This is a genomic window from Cupriavidus basilensis, from assembly GCF_000832305.1.
In the GTDB taxonomy this organism is placed as follows: Bacteria; Pseudomonadota; Gammaproteobacteria; order Burkholderiales; family Burkholderiaceae; genus Cupriavidus; species Cupriavidus basilensis_F.
Window position 1 is genome coordinate 1808510 of sequence record NZ_CP010536.1, and the last position, 15631, is coordinate 1824140.

Consider the following 15631-nt stretch of genomic DNA (forward strand, 5'->3'; position numbering starts at 1 on the left):
CGGCTCCTTTGATCAGTCCCACAGCTGCACGCGTTGGATGGCAGGCTGTGGCGGGTTGTCGGGCAATTCAAGCTCTGTGCCGTTGGGCAGGACCGGGCCAAGATCGGCCAGGCCGGGATTGGCTTCGAGCACGGCCTCAGTGACGCCGGCGGTGCGGCCGTAGACGCGCTGGCAGATCGCGTCCACGGTGTCGCCCTGCATGGCCCGCGCGCGCATCAGATCAGCGCCACGGTGCTGCGCGGGATGCCCAGCATGTCGCTGATGGCCCAGCGGGCGTCGCGGCGCAGGTCGTCGACAGCGAGCAGGAGTACTTCGCCCTTGCGGTCGCCGGCGGCGGTCGCGTCGAAGTCCGGGTAGCGCTCAATCCGACTGGCCCGGGCCATGCAGTACACGGCTCGCTGGTAGCGGTGCAGGTGGGCCGATTGGCCGTCGATCTCCGGCGTGGGGATCTCTCGCAGGGTGGTGTGGCCGGCGGCGTACTGCCGGGCCTTCCAGTTGGCCAGTTCCTCGTTGGTGGAAAGTGCTGCCTCCACGAGGGCGGCACGCAGGCGCTCGGGAGTCACAGTGCCATCGAGGCGCATGGCCTTTAGGGCGTGCGCCACGTCCAGGTCGGGGAAGAATCCGTCGTTGCGGATGATTTCCTGCGCTGTGTCGGGCGGTGCAGCTGCGATGAAAGAGGACATGGGCGTCTTGAATTAGAGGCGGTGGACGGGGCGAGGGATCGCGGCATGCCGGAAGCTCGCCCCGTGCCGCCTGGTGCGCGGGGTCACGCTCGGTGTCAGGCCTTGCCGGTCCCTTTTTTGGTATCGGCCTGGGCTGCGTTCTTTAGCTCGCGTTCGAGCTTCTCGATGTCTTTCTTCACGCCGACCTTGTCGTGCAATTCCAGCGCGCGTTTGAGCGAGCTCAGAGCGAAGGCGCGGTGGTGTGGCTGCGCGTCGGGAGGGCTGGCATCGAGCACACTCAGCTGCGCGTAGCCGACGGCCTTGTGGAGCTTGGCGCGCACCTCGTCGGGCATGTCCTGGTCGGCGGTTAGGTTCACGACCGCAACTAGCGTGTCCACATCGACGGCCTGGCCGGCCTCGGCTGCCTTGATGCCCATGGTGGCGTACTCCTCCGCAATCAGGCAGGCGGTGGTGCGCTGATACTGGTCGGGCATGGCGAGCTGGTGCCGGATGGCGTACATCGCCAGGGGCAGGGCGCCGGCAAAGTCGCCGATATCGATGAACCAGACCATGACAGTCATGAAGACCTCGTCCTGCACGCCGGCATCGGCCTCCAGCACGCCTTCGATCCAGGCTGCGTACTCGGGCAGCAGCACGCGCTTGAGCTCGGCCTTGCGCTCGATGGACTGCACCAGCTTGAGCTGCCGTTTGTGGTCCGCCAGTTGGGCCAGCATGAGCTCGTGGCCGGTGGCATGGCGCAGCGGGTTCCCGGCCTGCTCGATTGCCGCGGCCTGGGTGGCGGAGACGCGCAGGAAGTGGTGGCGGGCCGGGCTGCTCATTCCAGCACCTCGATGTTCTCGGCCAGCGTGGCGCAGCCCAGGTCTTCGATGACGTAGGCATCGTTGCTGGACTCGAAGTTCTCGATCCGGTCGCGGCGCGCGTTATCGATGATGGTACGGCGACGCGCGCCGGACTGGTAGTAGAGCGAGAGGTTCTCCAGCTTAGTCACCAGCAGGCCGGCGGGCGGGAAGTAGGGCACGCGCACCGCCGGGAGGTTGCCGATGCGCTTCTGGCTGATGACCAGATCCGCTGCAAGGGTCTCCGTGGGTGCGTGGTTCTGGTTCACCACCGGGAAGTACTTGTCGGCTAGCAGCTTGCGGCCGCAGATCACCACCAGGTCGGGGTCTTCCTGGTACCAGGGTTCCAGCATCTCATTGACCAGGTCGAACACCAGGGCGTCCAGGTTGGCATAGTCGCCGTTTTTGCCGACGGCGATCGTGCCGCCGCGCTTGCCTTCCTTCATGACGCGCTGCGGCGCTTGCTCGCGCATATGCTGCAGCCAGCCCTTGTTGACGTCCTGCAGGAGCGGGTTGGCCGAGCGATCGGAGTCCGCCTCCCGTCGCATGCCGTTGAAGCCGATGATCATGCGGTCCAGCGCCTGGCGCTTGATGATGGCGTCGCGGATGCGCGTCTGGAAGTCGGGGAACTTGGCCCAGGCGTCCAGCTTCTGGTAAGTGATGTGCGTGTCGGAGTCGGTCTTCTCGCAGCGGTACCGGCGGTCGTCGAGGGTGGCGAGGTCGCTGGTCTGGCGATCCCGCTTGGAGGTGTCCGTGGTGCTGGCGGCGGGGCCGGATACGCCCAGGCCAATCTTCTCGCCTTCCAGTTCCAGGACCGGATAGATGTTGATCGATTTGAGGAACTGGCTGGATTCCTGGATCTTGGTTTCCAGCGTCTGCTGCACGCTGGGCTCGACCGAGAACTTACGGTCGACGCGCTGCACGCTGTTGAGCTGGGCGATGGTGTCGGCGAACTGCTGGAACAGGACGCGGGTGTCGTTACGCATTGTGGTGGCTCCGGATGGATGAGTGAGGTGCGCTGGCCGGAGGCTGGGTCAGCAATCGGTCTTGATGGCGTCGCCGCTGCCGCCGGTGGCGGGGGGGCGGCGGGCGAAGGTTTCGGCTTTGTCGAGCGAGCTCTTCAGGGCTGTGAAGGCTTCTTTGTCCTTGTCCTGGCTCGTCTTGAGTTGGGCGAGCTGCTGGTTGATGCCATCGATGGCGGTGGAGAACTGTTCGCCAAGTGCCTGCAGTTGCTGAGCGATGGTTTGCACGGCTTCTTGCATGTCGGCGTTTCCGGCATCGGTTTCCTGCTGTCTGGCGAACAGCTTCTTGATGCTGGCCGCGAATCCGGGCTTTACAGCCGCGGTGGTCTGCGCGGGTTCGAACTCGAGGGAGACCTCGACGGCCTCGGAGAAGAGGTTGTCCGGCTCCTGCTTGCGTTCGGCCAGCGGGTTCTGTTTCGCCTTGGCGCTGAATTGCAGCATCTCGCATCCGAGGCTGGCGGGGTTGTCGGTGACGGCCAGGCCGACCAGGTAGGCTTCGCCGGTGTCGGCGAAGTTGGGTTGGATCTCCATGGAGCAGTAGATTTTCTGGCGTGCCTTGTTGAGCGCCACCAGCTCAGAGGTTGGGTCGATCTGCGCATACAGGCCGAGTTTGCCGTCCTCTTCCTCGGTCTTGAGCGCGATCACGTCGCCGTAGGCTCTGAACGGGCCAGTGGGGTCATAGCCGCGGATGTGCTCCAGGTTGACGCGTGCGCCGTAGGTCTTGGGATCGTAGCTGGCAGCCATCTGCAGCAGCATGTTGCGGTCAATCGTGCGGCCATCGCTGGTTGCGCCTTCGGTAGCGATGCGGAAAAACTTGGTCTTGGCGGCCATGGTGTCCTCGTGTTTGGCGATGCGTCGTGGTGATGCCATCTTCTGCGGCGGGGCACGCGCGGGCAATGTCGGGGTGTTGTGAGCTGGCCGTACACAACATGGGCGGCGTGGCACGCGCGCGCGCGGCGGGTAGCGTGGCGGCATGGATACGCAAGCCCTCTTAACAGTCCCTGTCGAAGCGGTGATGGACCCTCGCCGGCGCGCTCGGGCGCTCTACTGGCAGGGCTATCGCATTGCGCGCATCGCCGAGATGCTGGGCATCACCGCAGCCACGGTCTACAGTTGGAAGCGGCGCGACGCGTGGGATGCGGCGGACCCGGTGGAGCGGGTGAGCACCTGCATCGAAGCGCGCATGGCACAGCTGATCGCCAAGGAAGCGAAAGAGGGGAAGGACTTCAAGGAGATCGACCTGCTGGGCCGGCAGATGGAGCGACTGGCGCGCGTGCGGCGGTACGAGGTCAGCCGAAATGAGGCGGACCTGAACCCGAACGTGGCGAACCGGAACAAGGGTCCGAGAAAGGCGCCGGAGCGCAATGCGGTCAGCGAGGAACAGCAGACGCAGTTGCAGGATGCGTTCATGGATTCGCTCTTCGGCTACCAGAAGCGCTGGTACGAGGCGGGGCTGACCGAGCGCATCCGCAATATCCTCAAGAGCCGGCAGATCGGGGCCACATGGTACTTCGCGCGGGAGGCCTTCATCGACGCGCTGACCACGGGGCGCAACCAGGTCTTCCTGTCGGCCAGTAAGGCGCAGGCGCACGTCTTCAAGCAGTACATCATCCAGTTCGCCCGCGACGCCGCGGGCGTTGAGCTACGGGGCGATCCCATCGTGCTGCCGAATGGCGCCACGCTGTACTTCCTCGGGACCAATGCACGCACGGCGCAGAGCTATCACGGCAATCTTTACGTGGACGAGTACTTCTGGATTCAGCGCTTCCAGGAGCTGCGGAAGGTGGCGTCTGGCATGGCGATTCATGCCAGGTGGAGGCAAACCTATTTCTCGACGCCGTCCAGTCTGGCGCATGAGGCTTATCCGTTTTGGTCCGGCGCGCTGTTCAATCGCGGTCGGAAGAAGGAGGCGCGGGTACAGGTCGATATCGACCATGCCAGCCTGCAGCATGGCAAGCGGTGCGGAGATGGACAGTGGCGTCAGATTGTTACCGTGGAAGATGCCGTGCGTGGTGGTTGCAACCTGTTCGACCTGGACCAGCTCCGCCTCGAATACAGCGACGCCGATTTCGAGAACCTGCTGATGTGCGGGTTCATCGATGACAACGCCTCCGTCTTCCCGCTCTCGGTGATGATGCGTTGCATGGTCGATAGCTGGGAGGTGTGGGAAGACTTCCGGCACTGGTCGCCACGGCCGTTCGGCAACCGCGAGGTGTGGGTGGGCTACGACCCGAACGGCGGTGGTGGCGACAGCGCCGCGCTAGTTGTCGTGGCGCCGCCGCTGGTGGCCGGTGGCAAGTTCCGCGTACTGGAGAAGCATCAGTTCCGCGGCATTGACTACGAAGAGCAGGCTGCCGCAATCCAGCGCGTGACCGAGCGCTACAACGTGAGCTACATCGGCATTGACCGTACTGGTATCGGCGATGCCGTGTTCAAGCTGGCGCAGAAGTTCTTTCCCGGAGCGGAGGGCTTCACGTATTCGGTCGACGTCAAGACTGGCCTGGTGCTCAAGGCGAACGACGTCATCAGCAAGGGCCGGTTGGAATACGACGCCGGCTGGACCGACTTCGCCGCGTCCTTCATGTCCATCAAGAAGACCACCACCGCCGCCGGCGGCCGGGTCACGTACCAGGCCGGCCGCTCGGAGGAAACCAGCCACGCGGATCTCGCGTGGGCCTGCATGCATGCGCTTTCGCACGAACCCATCGAAGGCGTCACCACCACCAATTCCAGCATCATGGAGCTGTCATGAGTCGAAGAAAGTCGCCACGCGGCGCACGCGCAACGAACCCAGCCGAGGCGCATGCAGCGCCTGCCGCCTCTGCTGAGGCGTTCAGCTTTGGCGATCCCATCGCCGTGCTCGACCGGCGCGAGCTGTTGGACTATGTGGAGTGCCAGCGCATGGGGAAATGGTATGAGCCACCTATGTCGTGGGATGGTCTGGCGCGGTCGTTCCGCGCGGCCGTGCATCACAGCTCGCCCATCTATGTGAAGCGCAACATCCTGGTATCCACCTTCGTGCCGCACAAGCTGCTGTCACGCTCGGCGTTCGCGCGCTGGGTGCTGGACTTTCTCATCTTCGGCAACGCGTACCTCGAACGGCGCGACAACGTGCTGGGCCGCCCCGTCAGCCTGGAGCCCGCGCTGGCGAAGTACATGCGCCGCGGCATTGACCTGGCCAGCTACTGGTGGGTGCAAAACTGGCAGCAGCCGCATGAGTTCAGGCCGGGCAGCGTCTTCCATTTGCTCGAGCCGGACATCAACCAGGAGGTGTATGGCTTGCCCGAGTATCTCTCTGCGCTCAATGCCACCTGGCTGAACGAATCGGCCACGCTGTTCCGCCGCCGCTACTACAAGAACGGTAGCCACGCCGGCTTCATCCTGTACATGACGGACGCCGCGCAGAAGCAGGAAGACGTCGATACGCTTCGCCAGGCGCTCAAGGACAGCAAGGGGCCGGGGAATTTCCGGAACCTGTTCATGTACGCGCCAAATGGGAAGAAGGACGGCATCCAGCTGTTGCCGGTGTCGGAAGTGGCGGCCAAGGATGAATTCTGGAACGTGAAGAACATTACGCGCGATGATCAGTTGTCCGCGCATCGCGTGCCGCCGCAACTGATTGGGATCATTCCACACAACACCGGTGGGTTCGGGGATGCGGCGAAGGCGGCGGAGGTCTTCGCGTGCAATGAGGTGAAGCCTTTGCAGAACCGGCTGATGGAGGTCAACGAATGGCTTGGTGCGGAGGTGGTGCGCTTTGATGCCTACAGCCTTTGCAATGAGGTGGGAGGCCCACTACCGTGAGCCAACTCAGGAATGCCTGAATCGACAGCGCCGTGGGCGACAAGGTGATATCGGCCGAGCTATAAAAAGGGTTCAGCGTGTGGGGGGAACCAATTTTGGCCATTTACAGACTGTCGCCAGATCGGCCAATTTTCGGCCTAAGCAGACGGGCGGCGGCCTAACGGCGCTCGCATAGCGGCCGAATATCACGCAAGTTCGGGCCTCAACCGGGTGGGCTCCTTTGCCTGCCACCAATCAGCAAAGCCGCGGGCTGAAAACGTGGATCGTCGTCCGTTAGGAAAGACCGTAGAAGGCGCATAGCGACAAATCAAATATACAAGCTCCGGCACGCTCCAGACTTGAACGCCGAGTCGCTGGCATTCGGCTTTTGACTCTTCGCTCAGGCGATACGTCGTGACCAGTACCAACTGCAATGGCGTCAGCATCTGGATGCCAAAACTTCTCCAGTGACCGCTCTCGCTTCTCTGGATGAGCCAACTACCAACTAACTCCCGTATGTGCGCTGGGTTGATTACTTTCAAGTTATCAGGGTCAGAACCAATCGCGGCTTTCGACGACGCGACGACCATGACGCGATGGCCGGGTCGAATGACCTTGTCACCAATGAGGCCATCTAGAAATGCGTCCTCAATGTGGATCAGTTGATTCCATGCGATGGCGTCTACCCCTTGATCTCCAGAGCCCTTCGTAGCTTCGCCGTAGTGACATGCGGCAGACAAAATGGCAGCGGCCACAACTTCAAGCTTGTGGCCCTGGTCAAGTTGCAGCAGCTCTCGGCGAATGGCGCGATGCCTCCCTATCCGGGTCAGGAAGTCGGCGGGGTAGTCTGAAGGCAGTCCTTTAAGCCTCAGGTATGTGGAGATCCCAGAAATAAACGTCCGATTCTGGGGCTTTCTGTGAAAGATGATGAAGGAGGGGACCTCGCCTTTGTCCCGAAGCAATTCGTCGCGCGCGCAGGTGAGACGGCCGACGGTCACTGCTCCAGTTCCGGTTAAATCTGGGTCGGGAAATACGCCTGCCCGTTGGATTGCATTTAGACCCAAAACGTCCCCAAAAAAGTCTTCGATGGACTTTTCCGGCGCATCAAAGTCAAGCGCACAGGCGTGATTAATCACTCGCCGAATATCCGCACTAGTCAAGGTCATCTTATTCGCCGGACAACGCCTTTATCATGGACAGCATTTTTGTGACCTGCTTGTGCAATTCTAATAGCCTTGCTTCAGTCTCTGGCGAGTCAGTAAGGTCTTCTGTGGTCGTTCGCTTCAGCGTTCTAGTGAAACTAGCAATCTTCTTGGGTAATGCACCTTCTTTCCGCTCCTCAAACAAAATCTCAGCGGACTTGAAGTCGCGGTCGAGCAACGACTCCACAATAGTCGGGTCTTCCAATCTGAGCATGTCGCGAAGCCTGCGAACAGCCATTTCGGCTGACAGTTCCGGCACGAGGTCATCATCGGTATCCTCACTGCTGGATGATGCGCCTCTAAGTCTGGTAATCAGATAATGGAAAAAGGCATCCTCATTTTCCCGATTTAGATATTGCATCTCATCGGCCGACCACTCGAGCCATTGAGATATTACAGGTGCCCGGGCAGCTTCTGCGAATGCGTTGTAGGTAAGCGAGTGCTCAATGGAATTTGCGCGCTCGAACTTTACAAAGTCATGATACAAAACGTGGGCTTTAAGATCGCGAAGGACTTCAGCTTTTTTTCGGCCAAATCGCTCGGCGACATCCGATGCACTCCAGCCCTCATCAAAGATGAGTCTCGACTGGAATTCATACCTGCTTGCTGGCTCCCAGCTCTTGGCACCCATGAGATGCCGCATGCCAATATAAATTTCAGATGCCCGCCGATATGCCGCTAACTGCTGCGTTGATGTACCAATTACAGATCCCTTTAGAACGAAGCAGGGAAGGGTTTGGAGCGACTCGCGCACAGTTGGGCGCAGCTTCTGAAGAGTGGGTCCATTCTCCTCGAGAAGTCTGCGTACAGCCGTTACCCGTCTGTTACCTTCAAGGACGAGGAACTTCTCTCCGTCATATCTGGCGACAATTAGGCGTTCATGCTTCAGAAATCCGTTATTTGCAATTGAGGCTGCCAGCGAGCCGATATCGAATCGGGGATCGCTGTTGATGACGTCGAATAGCTTCTTCTGGATTGAAGGCTGTCCATAGAGTTTAAGTTCCAAATTCTGGAAAGTTTCACCCACTCGTTCGAGTAACCGGAGGTTATCGGGGTCAAGAAGCAGTCGCGATGGTTCGATCTCCAGGGAGTCGCCTTCGGGAAGGTCCAGAACGGGCCCTTGGCTGCTTTTGTTTTCCTCTTCTCGAGGGAGGTCTGCTTTGCTAGTGCGCTTTCGTCCTGTCTTAGCCGTTGGTCTTGACTTCGCAGCTACTTTGGTAGCAGCAGGCGAAGGCCTACGGGTTGTTGCTGCTGTCTTTTTCGCGGCTGCGCTTGTAGTCATTGGAAAACGTTCTCTAAATTTGGGACGGTTACGCCGCACTGTAAAGCTTTTTCGCGATTCCGCCAATTCTATCTTCCTTAGCCTGCCAAGCCGAAGTTCATCGCCAGAGATGGCCCCGTGCGTACAGTGCACCTGCTATACCCATGCTTCATAGCGCCGATGGCCTTTGTGCCCGTCCTCGCTGCGCAAAGGGTCCCTGTTCGGAATTTCATATCGTGAAATTCCAAGGGCGTGGCTGATTGCGGTCTCCGCGCGCGGTTGAGACCCCGCCTCGCCGGCCCACTTTATCGAGTTCCTTTTCTGCAGGTGCACACAGACCGGTGGCGCCGGCCAGAGCGAGCGGAGCGGTTGAGGACGGATCTCGCCAATTCATGCAGATTTATGCGCATAAAGGCACATCGAGCCTGTCAGCCAGGGAGCGAACGGGGCGGTTACCGCTGCGCCAGGAAGTTGAGATCCAGGGCCGCCTCCGGAAAAAGGTAACTTCGCTAACCGCCCCCGAAAATCGCATCTAAGTACTTGATTTGTAAGGGGTGGATGGTTACCTTCGGAAGGTAATCCGGGGTAACCAAGAAGGTAACCTACTTCTAAGTAGTTGATTTTATTGAAGGTCGGGTAAGAGGGAAATTACTCTTCAAGAAGGTAACTAATTACCTCCAGGTTACCCCGAAGTTACCTTCAGCCAGAAAGCTGGAATCCGTTGTCTGGTAAGGCTTTCCGCGATATTCCGTGCGTCAAGTTACTGAGGTTACCTTTTTCCGGACCCCTGCCCGACTTTAGCGAAGCTGCCGTTATGTGCATTACCGAACACACCCATCAGACACTCTGATGTCTACTTCGCTAGGTGTTCATGCCTTGGAGAGGCCTCATGGCAACGTCCCGATTCTGTTGTCTCTTTGGTGCGGGGCTGCTTTCTGCGTGCTGTACAGTTCAGCCCCAACAGCAACCGATGGTCACAAAGCCCTTGAGTGATGTTCTTAAGCAGATCAGCACGCAGATTGCAGAGGCCCGCGCGGCTGAATGTGAAAAACATCAGAGGCTTGGCGTCTACCTTAGTGATATCGAACTCACCCTAGGGCTGACGGTCGAAGATAAGGTTGCCGGTGGCATCTCGGTCACTTTCCCGGTAATCGGACAGTTGGCACCATCGGGAACGTTTGATAGAAGCAAGACAACAACTGCAGGCAACACCCTAGTCATCAAATTCGCAAGCATCAAGGCACCAAAATCGGGGGATCCATGCGACCCTAACAGTACGGCCCTGAACAAGTCCGTACTGCAATAGCGCTCAGAACAACTGTGATGATCCTGGACTGTTGCGCTAGGAGCGGGGCGGGCATGTAGAGATCTCATTCGCTCCTCCAGACGCTCAATGTCCGCAATGCGGATTTCCCCTTCGGCTCCGCATGCGATACGTAAGTGCTTGATACTTAGTGCTTCACGCTTCCCCTCCCTCGCACCATTTCCAGGGCTTTCCGGTACTGCCGAAAGCCTTGAAAAACAAGGGCTTACCGGTAATTCGACTCGGTAGGTTCTTTCTGTTTCTGTCTAGTCCTTTCACCCAGTTCACCCAAAATTCACCCACGGTCAGGTTGCCCGCCTGAACTGTTGCGCAGGCCTTGGATTAATCCCCGCTGGAGACGTTGAGTTGGATTCGCCTCACAATGCTTTTGGGGCACGTGGCGCAGGCTCCGCATCCATCAACTCCGCCGGGTAGGGCCTCATGAAACTCCGTGCCCGCTCAGTATCCCGGCAACGCAGCCAGTCATCCCACTGCGTCCGCGGCACGATGACGATCATCCGTTTTTCCTTGCCTGGGGCATGGAAGCGGTTCATCAGCGGGTGCTTGTCCGAGTTGATGGTCAGCATGGTGAAGCTGAACAACTCGGCGCCTGCCTCGCTCGGCCACGCCCGCCACAAGCCAGCGATCGCGAAGTCAGGCTGGTCCTTGAGCCAGATGCGCCAGCGCACGGACTTGGGCTTCTCCTGATCGGGGTCGTAGAAGGGTTCGTAGAAGCTCGTGGCCGGCACCAGGCAGAGCTGGCCCTTCTTCCACGGCCCCGAGAACGACCGCTTCTCGCCGACCGTCTCCGATCGCGCGTTGGTGGTGTCAAACTTGGCCACGCCCGGCGGGATGCGGGTCTTGGGTACCATGCCGAACGTGCCCACCAGCGCCTGGCGGCTGCCTTCGCTGTCGGCCACGATCAGCGGCGCGGCATAGTCCGGCCATGTCTCCGGCGGGTAATCCATCGGCGGCTCGATGCCGTAGACGTCGCGCAGCAATTGCCGCTGGACCGGGGCGTAGTTATTGCACATCGCTCTTGACTCACGCTATGCGCGCCGAAATAGTCCCTCTGCGCCTGGAGGGCGGCGTTGTCGGCCGTTGCTTGTAATAACTCTTGCTAGGGACGACATCCCTTTAGCCATCTCAATGGCTGCTTTTGCGAGTGTGAATGCTGCAACTACGTCCACGGTGCCTCCTGTTGGCGCCGCGTGCGCTATCCGCCGCGGTTCTGGGTGCGCTGTCGAGTGTAAACGCTCTGCATGGCTGGTCCGAAGAACTCTTCTTCCCAAGCCTCCCGTTCCTCGATGCAGGGTTCGCCACGGATCTCGGCCCGAAAAGTCTCTAGGATCTGCGCGTGCGACATGTGGCAGCCCCCGCCGTATGCTTTCTGCAACTTGTTGGCGCGCAGCTCGGCGGCCGTGCGCTTCGGATACAGGCACCGGCCGTCCGGGCCGATAGGGAACTCGGGTGCCATGGCGGTCACTTCGCCACGCGCGGCAGTAAACGCTTGGCCTTTTCCGCAACGCGTTGATGCTTGTCCTGTGCTTCCGCCCAGCTTGACGACGTGAAAATCTTGTCGACGCTGTGTGCAATCAAGTGGGTCAGGAATACCGGCGTGTCCCATGGACAGAAGCGAGTCCAGATGTGGGCATCCTGATCCGGCAGATCCGTCCGCAGGATGAAGCGTCTGAACCATCCCCTCAGGAAGTCCAGGTGGAAATCTGGCACAAGTTCCTCCACTGGCTGTCCGGACGGGCCAAGAATGAATGGCCGCATGCGGAACCGGTCGCCGTCGAGAAGCGGCCGCCAGTTTCTCGCCTCCCAAAAACGGCGCTGCGGACACCGGGGCTGCGCCCATGAGTGGCTTGACAAGAGGGCGGCAGGCACTAAATTCTTCGAATAAGACCGCCTTGCGGCGAGGGCATGGGAGGATTTTCTCCGATACCCTCGGTGGAAAGAACCTGCCTTCCCCTTGCCGTTTCGTGCACAAGGCATGCCATGCGAATTTTTTCCGCCTCTGCGCTGGCTCTGACCGGGCTGTTCGCCCTTGAAGGCTGCGCTTCCTACCTTGCCGCAAAGGAATCCGTGTCCGATCTGCACCCTGTTGCCGGCATGAGCGGGCGCATGCCGCTGCAGGTGCAGGCGTGCGTTGACCGCACCGGATACGCCGGCCGGGATCTTGGCCGCGAAGCCACCGAGGCTCTAACTGCAAAGCTTAAGGAAGCCGCCGGGTTCGAACTGGAGCCCGACGGGCGTTACGTGTTGACCTGCGATATTTCAGCCTTTGAGGAAGGCAGCGCCTTCAAACGCTGGCTGTTGCCAAGTTGGGGCACCACCTCCGGGCAGGTTGCCGTGATGATCACGGATTCCGCTACAGGAGAAACGATTGCTCTGGTCCGCGGCCGGGCCACAGTGCAGGCGGGCGGATTATATTCGGTCGGCGCGGACAAGATAATCCTGGCCTCTGCGATTGACGATGTTGTGAGGCAACTGCGCCTGCTGGCTCCCGATTTTGTACCGGGCAAGTGAATGCACCTTTTAAGAGGAAGGATAGCGATGACCCGCATCAAAGCGCGCCTGGTGCTGACCGCCGGATTATTACTAGGCATCGCACTGCAGGCCTCGCCTGTGCAGGCGCAGACCGCTACGACCGGTGTGTTTCCCAACGCCACGCTGATTGAGAAGCAACTGCGGCGCGGCATTTCGACCAAGGCGGATGTGCAGCGGCTGCTCGGCGTGCCGAACGGCACTGGTCGCAGCGAGATGGCGCGCTTGGCCGCGAGCGGCGCACTGGCGCTGGGCGCCGGGCCGCGCGAGATCTGGTACTACGACGATATCGAAGTCACGGACACGAAGTCGGGCGATGGTGCAGTCATCATGAAGGAGCGCCAGCAGATCCTCCTTGTCTTCTTCAAAGCAGACATCTTCGACGGCTATCTCTGGAGTTCAAATGCGCTCACGTCGACGGCTGATCGATGATCTGGCGGGTATCGGCGCATTGTGCCGGCTTGCCAGCGGGCTCATGCTGCTGCTCGGGCTTGCCCTCATGGCTGGCTGCGCGACCACCATGAGCTTTGGCTCCATGCCGCGAGTCGAGCAATTGCCTACGCTGAAGATTGGCATCTCCAGCGCGAACGAAGTCGTTTCCGTGCTTGGCGTGCCGCGTGGCCGCGGGCAGGTCAGGTTTGCTGCCGACCAACCCGGACAGCAGGTCTGGCTTTATGAGTACACACAATCCGACGGCAAAAAGGTGAAGCTCAAGATGCTGCTCGTATTTATGGAAGAAGATGTCTACGCGGGATACATGTGGTTTTCATCCGGACAACTGTTGGAGAGCAAGCAATGAGACTGGCCGCAGTGCTTCTGCTTCTGCATCTGACACTGGCGCTTGGCCTGCTGGCCGGCTGCGGCCCCATCCAGGTGCGCGCAGGGAGCAAGCCCGACGTGACCGCGCTGGGCAGCTCACTGCAGGTCGGCAAATCCACGCAGCAGGGGGTTCTGGCGACTCTGGGCAGTCCCGCCGGCCGCGGGCGCTCGATGATGCCCTGGCAGGACTCGCCGCGTACCGTGTGGACGTACTACTACGAGGAAGGCGTGATTGACCTCGGTGGCAAGAATAGCGATGATCGCCGGATTTTCCTTTTCGTGTTTTTTGATGGGGACCGGTTTGACGGATATCTTTGGTTTTCGAGCCTGAGGTAGGAACCTGTTATCCGGCCACGCAGGATCAACGTCGGGTTCTTATCGCAAAACAGCCAATTAAAGCTACCAAACCGAGTCTTGCGGAAAACGCGGAAACCAGGGGGAATGTCGTCGCGCTCGAGCCCAACGGCACAATGTCTCTACCGCAAAAGCTCGACTATCACGACATCGGTGTCGTCTCGCGCAACCATCGTAAGCTGCGCTTCATCGCTGATCACGACGCCATCGCGCGGCGCGAGCCGGACCGGTCCCACGTCAACCCGACCATGATCGGCAACCAGATACGCCGAACCTGGCGTCGACAACATGTGATGCACCATCGTGCCTTCGCGTAGCGTGGCGATGCGCACGCGCACGTCGGCATTAACGGGAAGCGCCCCCGCGCGCACATCTTCTGGGTCGCCACTCGCCAGCGTGACGAAGTGACCTTCGCGACAACCGCGCGAACAAATACGCGCCGCCCAACGTGGCGTGCCACCCGGCGTGCGCGGATGCAGCCAGATCTGGAATAGCCGCGCTGGCACGTTTTCCTCGTTGCGCTCGGTATGATGGATCGCGGCGCCCGCACTGATCGTCTGCACGGAATCGGCGACGAGCCGCGCGCGATTGCCCGCGTCGTCTTCATACGTGATCGCACCCGAACGCACCCACGTCACGATCTCCACGCCGCGGTGAGCATGCAGGTCGAAGCCCGAGTGCGGCGCGAACGCATCGTCGTTCCACACATAGAGCGCGCCGAGCGGCGCATGGTCGGCGCGCCCGCATTCGCCGAGGCGGAAATGCAGTCGCGTATCGAGCCAGTCGCGCCTGACTGCGCCAAGCGAAAGGTAAGGACGATGTTCGAACATGTCGTGAATCCGTTCAAGGCGCGCGTACGCGTCGGGCGTGGATGCGATCGGCGAAGACCGCATCCACGCGCCCGGCCTGCGCTTAGATCTGCTGCTGCCCGCCATCGACGAACAGCTCGATGCCGTTCACGAAGCTCGCGTCGTCCGAGGCAAGGAACAGGGCAGCGCTCGCGATCTCGCCAGGCTCGCCGAGGCGCCCCATCGGGATCTGGGCAGCCAGGTAATCGGCAAGACCCTGGCGTTGGGCTGCATCGTCACCGGCGAGGTCGAGCAGGCCGGGCGTGCGCGTCGCGCCCGGGCTGATTGTATTCACGCGGACGCGGCGATCCTTCAGATCGAGAATCCAGCTGCGTACGAAGGCGCGCACCGCGGCTTTCGAAGCCGAATACACGCTGAATGCAGCCGTGCCCGCGCTGCCTGCCGTTGAACCGGTAAGAATCACCGACGCCCCCTCGGCGAGCAGCGGCAACGCTTTTTGCACCGTGAATAGCACGCCCTTCACATTGCGATCGAAGGTGTCGTCGTAGTGTTCTTCGGTGATGCTGCCAAGCGGCAGCATCGAACCGCCGCCGGCATTCGCGAACAGCACGTCGAGATGCCCCTGTTCTTCCTTGATCTGCGCATACAGCGCGTCGAGCTCACCCAGCTTTGTGGAATCGACACGTACCCCCGTCGCGTTGCCGCCTGCTTCGCGGATGCCCCTCACTGCGGCATCTAGTTCGGCCTGACGGCGGCCGGTGAGGTAGACGTGCGCGCCTTCTGCCGCGAAACGCTGTGCAGTGGCGAGGCCGATGCCGCTAGTTGCGCCGGTAACGAGTGCAATCTTGTTGTCGAGCTTGCGTGCCATGGTGCTTCTCCTTTCGTTCGGTAAGTGGATGACTGCATTCGGTGTTGCGTGCTGCGATGTGAGGAGAATATCGACGCCCAAGGCTTTTCGAAATAGAATTGATTGCAATCCAACGTTGCAAAAATGAAAAGATGAGGGGAA

19 protein-coding genes are annotated in these 15631 nt (G+C 60.5%); 7 read left to right on the top strand and 12 right to left on the bottom strand.

From position 1 onward, the window contains the following. Positions 1-12 precede the first annotated feature (12 nt). From RR42_RS08625 to RR42_RS08645, 5 genes are all read right to left on the bottom strand, one after another. On the bottom strand, positions 13-216 hold the full coding sequence (locus RR42_RS08625; RefSeq protein ID WP_043345769.1) for a tail protein X: 204 nt from the start codon (positions 214-216) through the stop codon (positions 13-15). Then, positions 216-683 carry a head completion/stabilization protein gene (locus RR42_RS08630; RefSeq protein ID WP_043345773.1) on the bottom strand — a complete coding sequence of 156 codons (468 nt, stop codon included), beginning with the start codon at positions 681-683 and terminating at the stop codon, positions 216-218. Before RR42_RS08630 ends, RR42_RS08625 begins: the two co-directional genes overlap by 1 nt. A gap of 95 nt (positions 684-778) precedes the next feature. Next, a complete protein-coding gene (locus tag RR42_RS08635; RefSeq protein ID WP_043345776.1) occupies positions 779-1501 on the bottom strand; it encodes a terminase endonuclease subunit in 723 nt (240 codons plus the stop codon). Then, complete coding sequence (locus tag RR42_RS08640) at positions 1498-2505, bottom strand: phage major capsid protein, P2 family (protein WP_043345780.1); 1008 nt, start codon at positions 2503-2505, stop codon at positions 1498-1500. Before RR42_RS08640 ends, RR42_RS08635 begins: the two co-directional genes overlap by 4 nt. 48 nt (positions 2506-2553) lie before the next feature. Beyond that, a complete protein-coding gene (locus RR42_RS08645) occupies positions 2554-3372 on the bottom strand; it encodes a GPO family capsid scaffolding protein (RefSeq protein WP_043345783.1) in 819 nt (272 codons plus the stop codon). A gap of 142 nt (positions 3373-3514) precedes the next feature. Between RR42_RS08645 and RR42_RS08650 the strand changes: the two genes are divergently transcribed. Beyond that, complete coding sequence (locus tag RR42_RS08650) at positions 3515-5293, top strand: terminase ATPase subunit family protein (RefSeq protein ID WP_052494537.1); 1779 nt, start codon at positions 3515-3517, stop codon at positions 5291-5293. After that, on the top strand, positions 5290-6345 hold the full coding sequence (locus RR42_RS08655) for a phage portal protein (RefSeq protein ID WP_043345789.1): 1056 nt from the start codon (positions 5290-5292) through the stop codon (positions 6343-6345). Before RR42_RS08650 ends, RR42_RS08655 begins: the two co-directional genes overlap by 4 nt. Before the next feature lie 185 nt (positions 6346-6530). Here RR42_RS08655 and RR42_RS08660 read toward each other — a convergent pair whose 3' ends face one another. After that, the gene (locus tag RR42_RS08660) at positions 6531-7490 is read right to left on the bottom strand and encodes a hypothetical protein (protein WP_043345793.1); all 960 of its coding nucleotides are present in this window, start codon (positions 7488-7490) and stop codon (positions 6531-6533) included. Position 7491: 1 nt separating this feature from the next. Next, positions 7492-8808, bottom strand: a complete 1317-nt coding sequence (locus RR42_RS39550; protein ID WP_144409789.1) for a hypothetical protein — start codon at positions 8806-8808, stop codon at positions 7492-7494. A gap of 868 nt (positions 8809-9676) precedes the next feature. Here RR42_RS39550 and RR42_RS39555 point away from each other — a divergent pair. Further along, a complete protein-coding gene (locus tag RR42_RS39555) occupies positions 9677-10093 on the top strand; it encodes a trypco2 family protein (RefSeq protein WP_144409790.1) in 417 nt (138 codons plus the stop codon). 374 nt (positions 10094-10467) lie between these two features. On the opposite strand, the gene RR42_RS08670 is transcribed toward RR42_RS39555, so the two are convergent. The 3 genes from RR42_RS08670 to RR42_RS08680 form a co-directional block, all read right to left on the bottom strand. Next, positions 10468-11124, bottom strand: a complete 657-nt coding sequence (locus RR42_RS08670; protein WP_043345801.1) for an SOS response-associated peptidase — start codon at positions 11122-11124, stop codon at positions 10468-10470. A gap of 182 nt (positions 11125-11306) precedes the next feature. Then, on the bottom strand, positions 11307-11567 hold the full coding sequence (locus RR42_RS08675) for a hypothetical protein (RefSeq protein ID WP_144409791.1): 261 nt from the start codon (positions 11565-11567) through the stop codon (positions 11307-11309). A 5-nt stretch (positions 11568-11572) separates the two neighbouring features. Next, a complete protein-coding gene (locus RR42_RS08680) occupies positions 11573-11821 on the bottom strand; it encodes a hypothetical protein (RefSeq protein WP_144409792.1) in 249 nt (82 codons plus the stop codon). A 270-nt stretch (positions 11822-12091) separates the two neighbouring features. Here RR42_RS08680 and RR42_RS08685 point away from each other — a divergent pair, with 270 nt between their 5' ends. The 4 genes from RR42_RS08685 to RR42_RS08700 are packed head-to-tail and all read left to right on the top strand — an operon-like array spanning position 12092 to position 13795. Then, complete coding sequence (locus RR42_RS08685) at positions 12092-12622, top strand: DUF4410 domain-containing protein (RefSeq protein ID WP_043345807.1); 531 nt, start codon at positions 12092-12094, stop codon at positions 12620-12622. Between the two features lie 27 nt (positions 12623-12649). Beyond that, positions 12650-13072 (top strand): hypothetical protein, encoded by a 423-nt coding sequence (locus tag RR42_RS08690; RefSeq protein WP_043345808.1) that lies wholly within the window; start codon positions 12650-12652, stop codon positions 13070-13072. Beyond that, positions 13044-13439 (top strand): hypothetical protein, encoded by a 396-nt coding sequence (locus RR42_RS08695; RefSeq protein ID WP_043345810.1) that lies wholly within the window; start codon positions 13044-13046, stop codon positions 13437-13439. The genes RR42_RS08690 and RR42_RS08695 overlap by 29 nt, the downstream gene beginning before the upstream one ends. Next, positions 13436-13795, top strand: coding sequence for a hypothetical protein (locus RR42_RS08700; protein WP_043345813.1), 360 nt, complete (start codon positions 13436-13438; stop codon positions 13793-13795). The genes RR42_RS08695 and RR42_RS08700 overlap by 4 nt, the downstream gene beginning before the upstream one ends. 140 nt (positions 13796-13935) lie before the next feature. Here RR42_RS08700 and RR42_RS08705 read toward each other — a convergent pair whose 3' ends face one another. Then, the gene (locus RR42_RS08705; protein ID WP_043351664.1) at positions 13936-14643 is read right to left on the bottom strand and encodes a pirin family protein; all 708 of its coding nucleotides are present in this window, start codon (positions 14641-14643) and stop codon (positions 13936-13938) included. 82 nt (positions 14644-14725) lie between these two features. Further along, the gene (locus RR42_RS08710; protein WP_043345815.1) at positions 14726-15490 is read right to left on the bottom strand and encodes an SDR family NAD(P)-dependent oxidoreductase; all 765 of its coding nucleotides are present in this window, start codon (positions 15488-15490) and stop codon (positions 14726-14728) included. Between the last annotated feature and the right edge of the window lie 141 nt (positions 15491-15631).

Bases quoted from the DNA above. Each gene is read 5' to 3' on its own strand.
- RR42_RS08625 (WP_043345769.1), bottom strand. From the start codon at position 216: ATGCGCGCGCGGGCCATGCAGGGCGACACCGTGGACGCGATCTGCCAG.
- RR42_RS08630 (WP_043345773.1), bottom strand. From the start codon at position 683: ATGTCCTCTTTCATCGCAGCTGCACCGCCCGACACAGCGCAGGAAATC.
- RR42_RS08635 (WP_043345776.1), bottom strand. From the start codon at position 1,501: ATGAGCAGCCCGGCCCGCCACCACTTCCTGCGCGTCTCCGCCACCCAG.
- RR42_RS08640 (WP_043345780.1), bottom strand. From the start codon at position 2,505: ATGCGTAACGACACCCGCGTCCTGTTCCAGCAGTTCGCCGACACCATC.
- RR42_RS08645 (WP_043345783.1), bottom strand. From the start codon at position 3,372: ATGGCCGCCAAGACCAAGTTTTTCCGCATCGCTACCGAAGGCGCAACC.
- RR42_RS08650 (WP_052494537.1), top strand. From the start codon at position 3,515: ATGGATACGCAAGCCCTCTTAACAGTCCCTGTCGAAGCGGTGATGGAC.
- RR42_RS08655 (WP_043345789.1), top strand. From the start codon at position 5,290: ATGAGTCGAAGAAAGTCGCCACGCGGCGCACGCGCAACGAACCCAGCC.
- RR42_RS08660 (WP_043345793.1), bottom strand. From the start codon at position 7,490: ATGACCTTGACTAGTGCGGATATTCGGCGAGTGATTAATCACGCCTGT.
- RR42_RS39550 (WP_144409789.1), bottom strand. From the start codon at position 8,808: ATGACTACAAGCGCAGCCGCGAAAAAGACAGCAGCAACAACCCGTAGG.
- RR42_RS39555 (WP_144409790.1), top strand. From the start codon at position 9,677: ATGGCAACGTCCCGATTCTGTTGTCTCTTTGGTGCGGGGCTGCTTTCT.
- RR42_RS08670 (WP_043345801.1), bottom strand. From the start codon at position 11,124: ATGTGCAATAACTACGCCCCGGTCCAGCGGCAATTGCTGCGCGACGTC.
- RR42_RS08675 (WP_144409791.1), bottom strand. From the start codon at position 11,567: ATGGCACCCGAGTTCCCTATCGGCCCGGACGGCCGGTGCCTGTATCCG.
- RR42_RS08685 (WP_043345807.1), top strand. From the start codon at position 12,092: ATGCGAATTTTTTCCGCCTCTGCGCTGGCTCTGACCGGGCTGTTCGCC.
- RR42_RS08690 (WP_043345808.1), top strand. From the start codon at position 12,650: ATGACCCGCATCAAAGCGCGCCTGGTGCTGACCGCCGGATTATTACTA.
- RR42_RS08695 (WP_043345810.1), top strand. From the start codon at position 13,044: ATGCGCTCACGTCGACGGCTGATCGATGATCTGGCGGGTATCGGCGCA.
- RR42_RS08700 (WP_043345813.1), top strand. From the start codon at position 13,436: ATGAGACTGGCCGCAGTGCTTCTGCTTCTGCATCTGACACTGGCGCTT.
- RR42_RS08705 (WP_043351664.1), bottom strand. From the start codon at position 14,643: ATGTTCGAACATCGTCCTTACCTTTCGCTTGGCGCAGTCAGGCGCGAC.
- RR42_RS08710 (WP_043345815.1), bottom strand. From the start codon at position 15,490: ATGGCACGCAAGCTCGACAACAAGATTGCACTCGTTACCGGCGCAACT.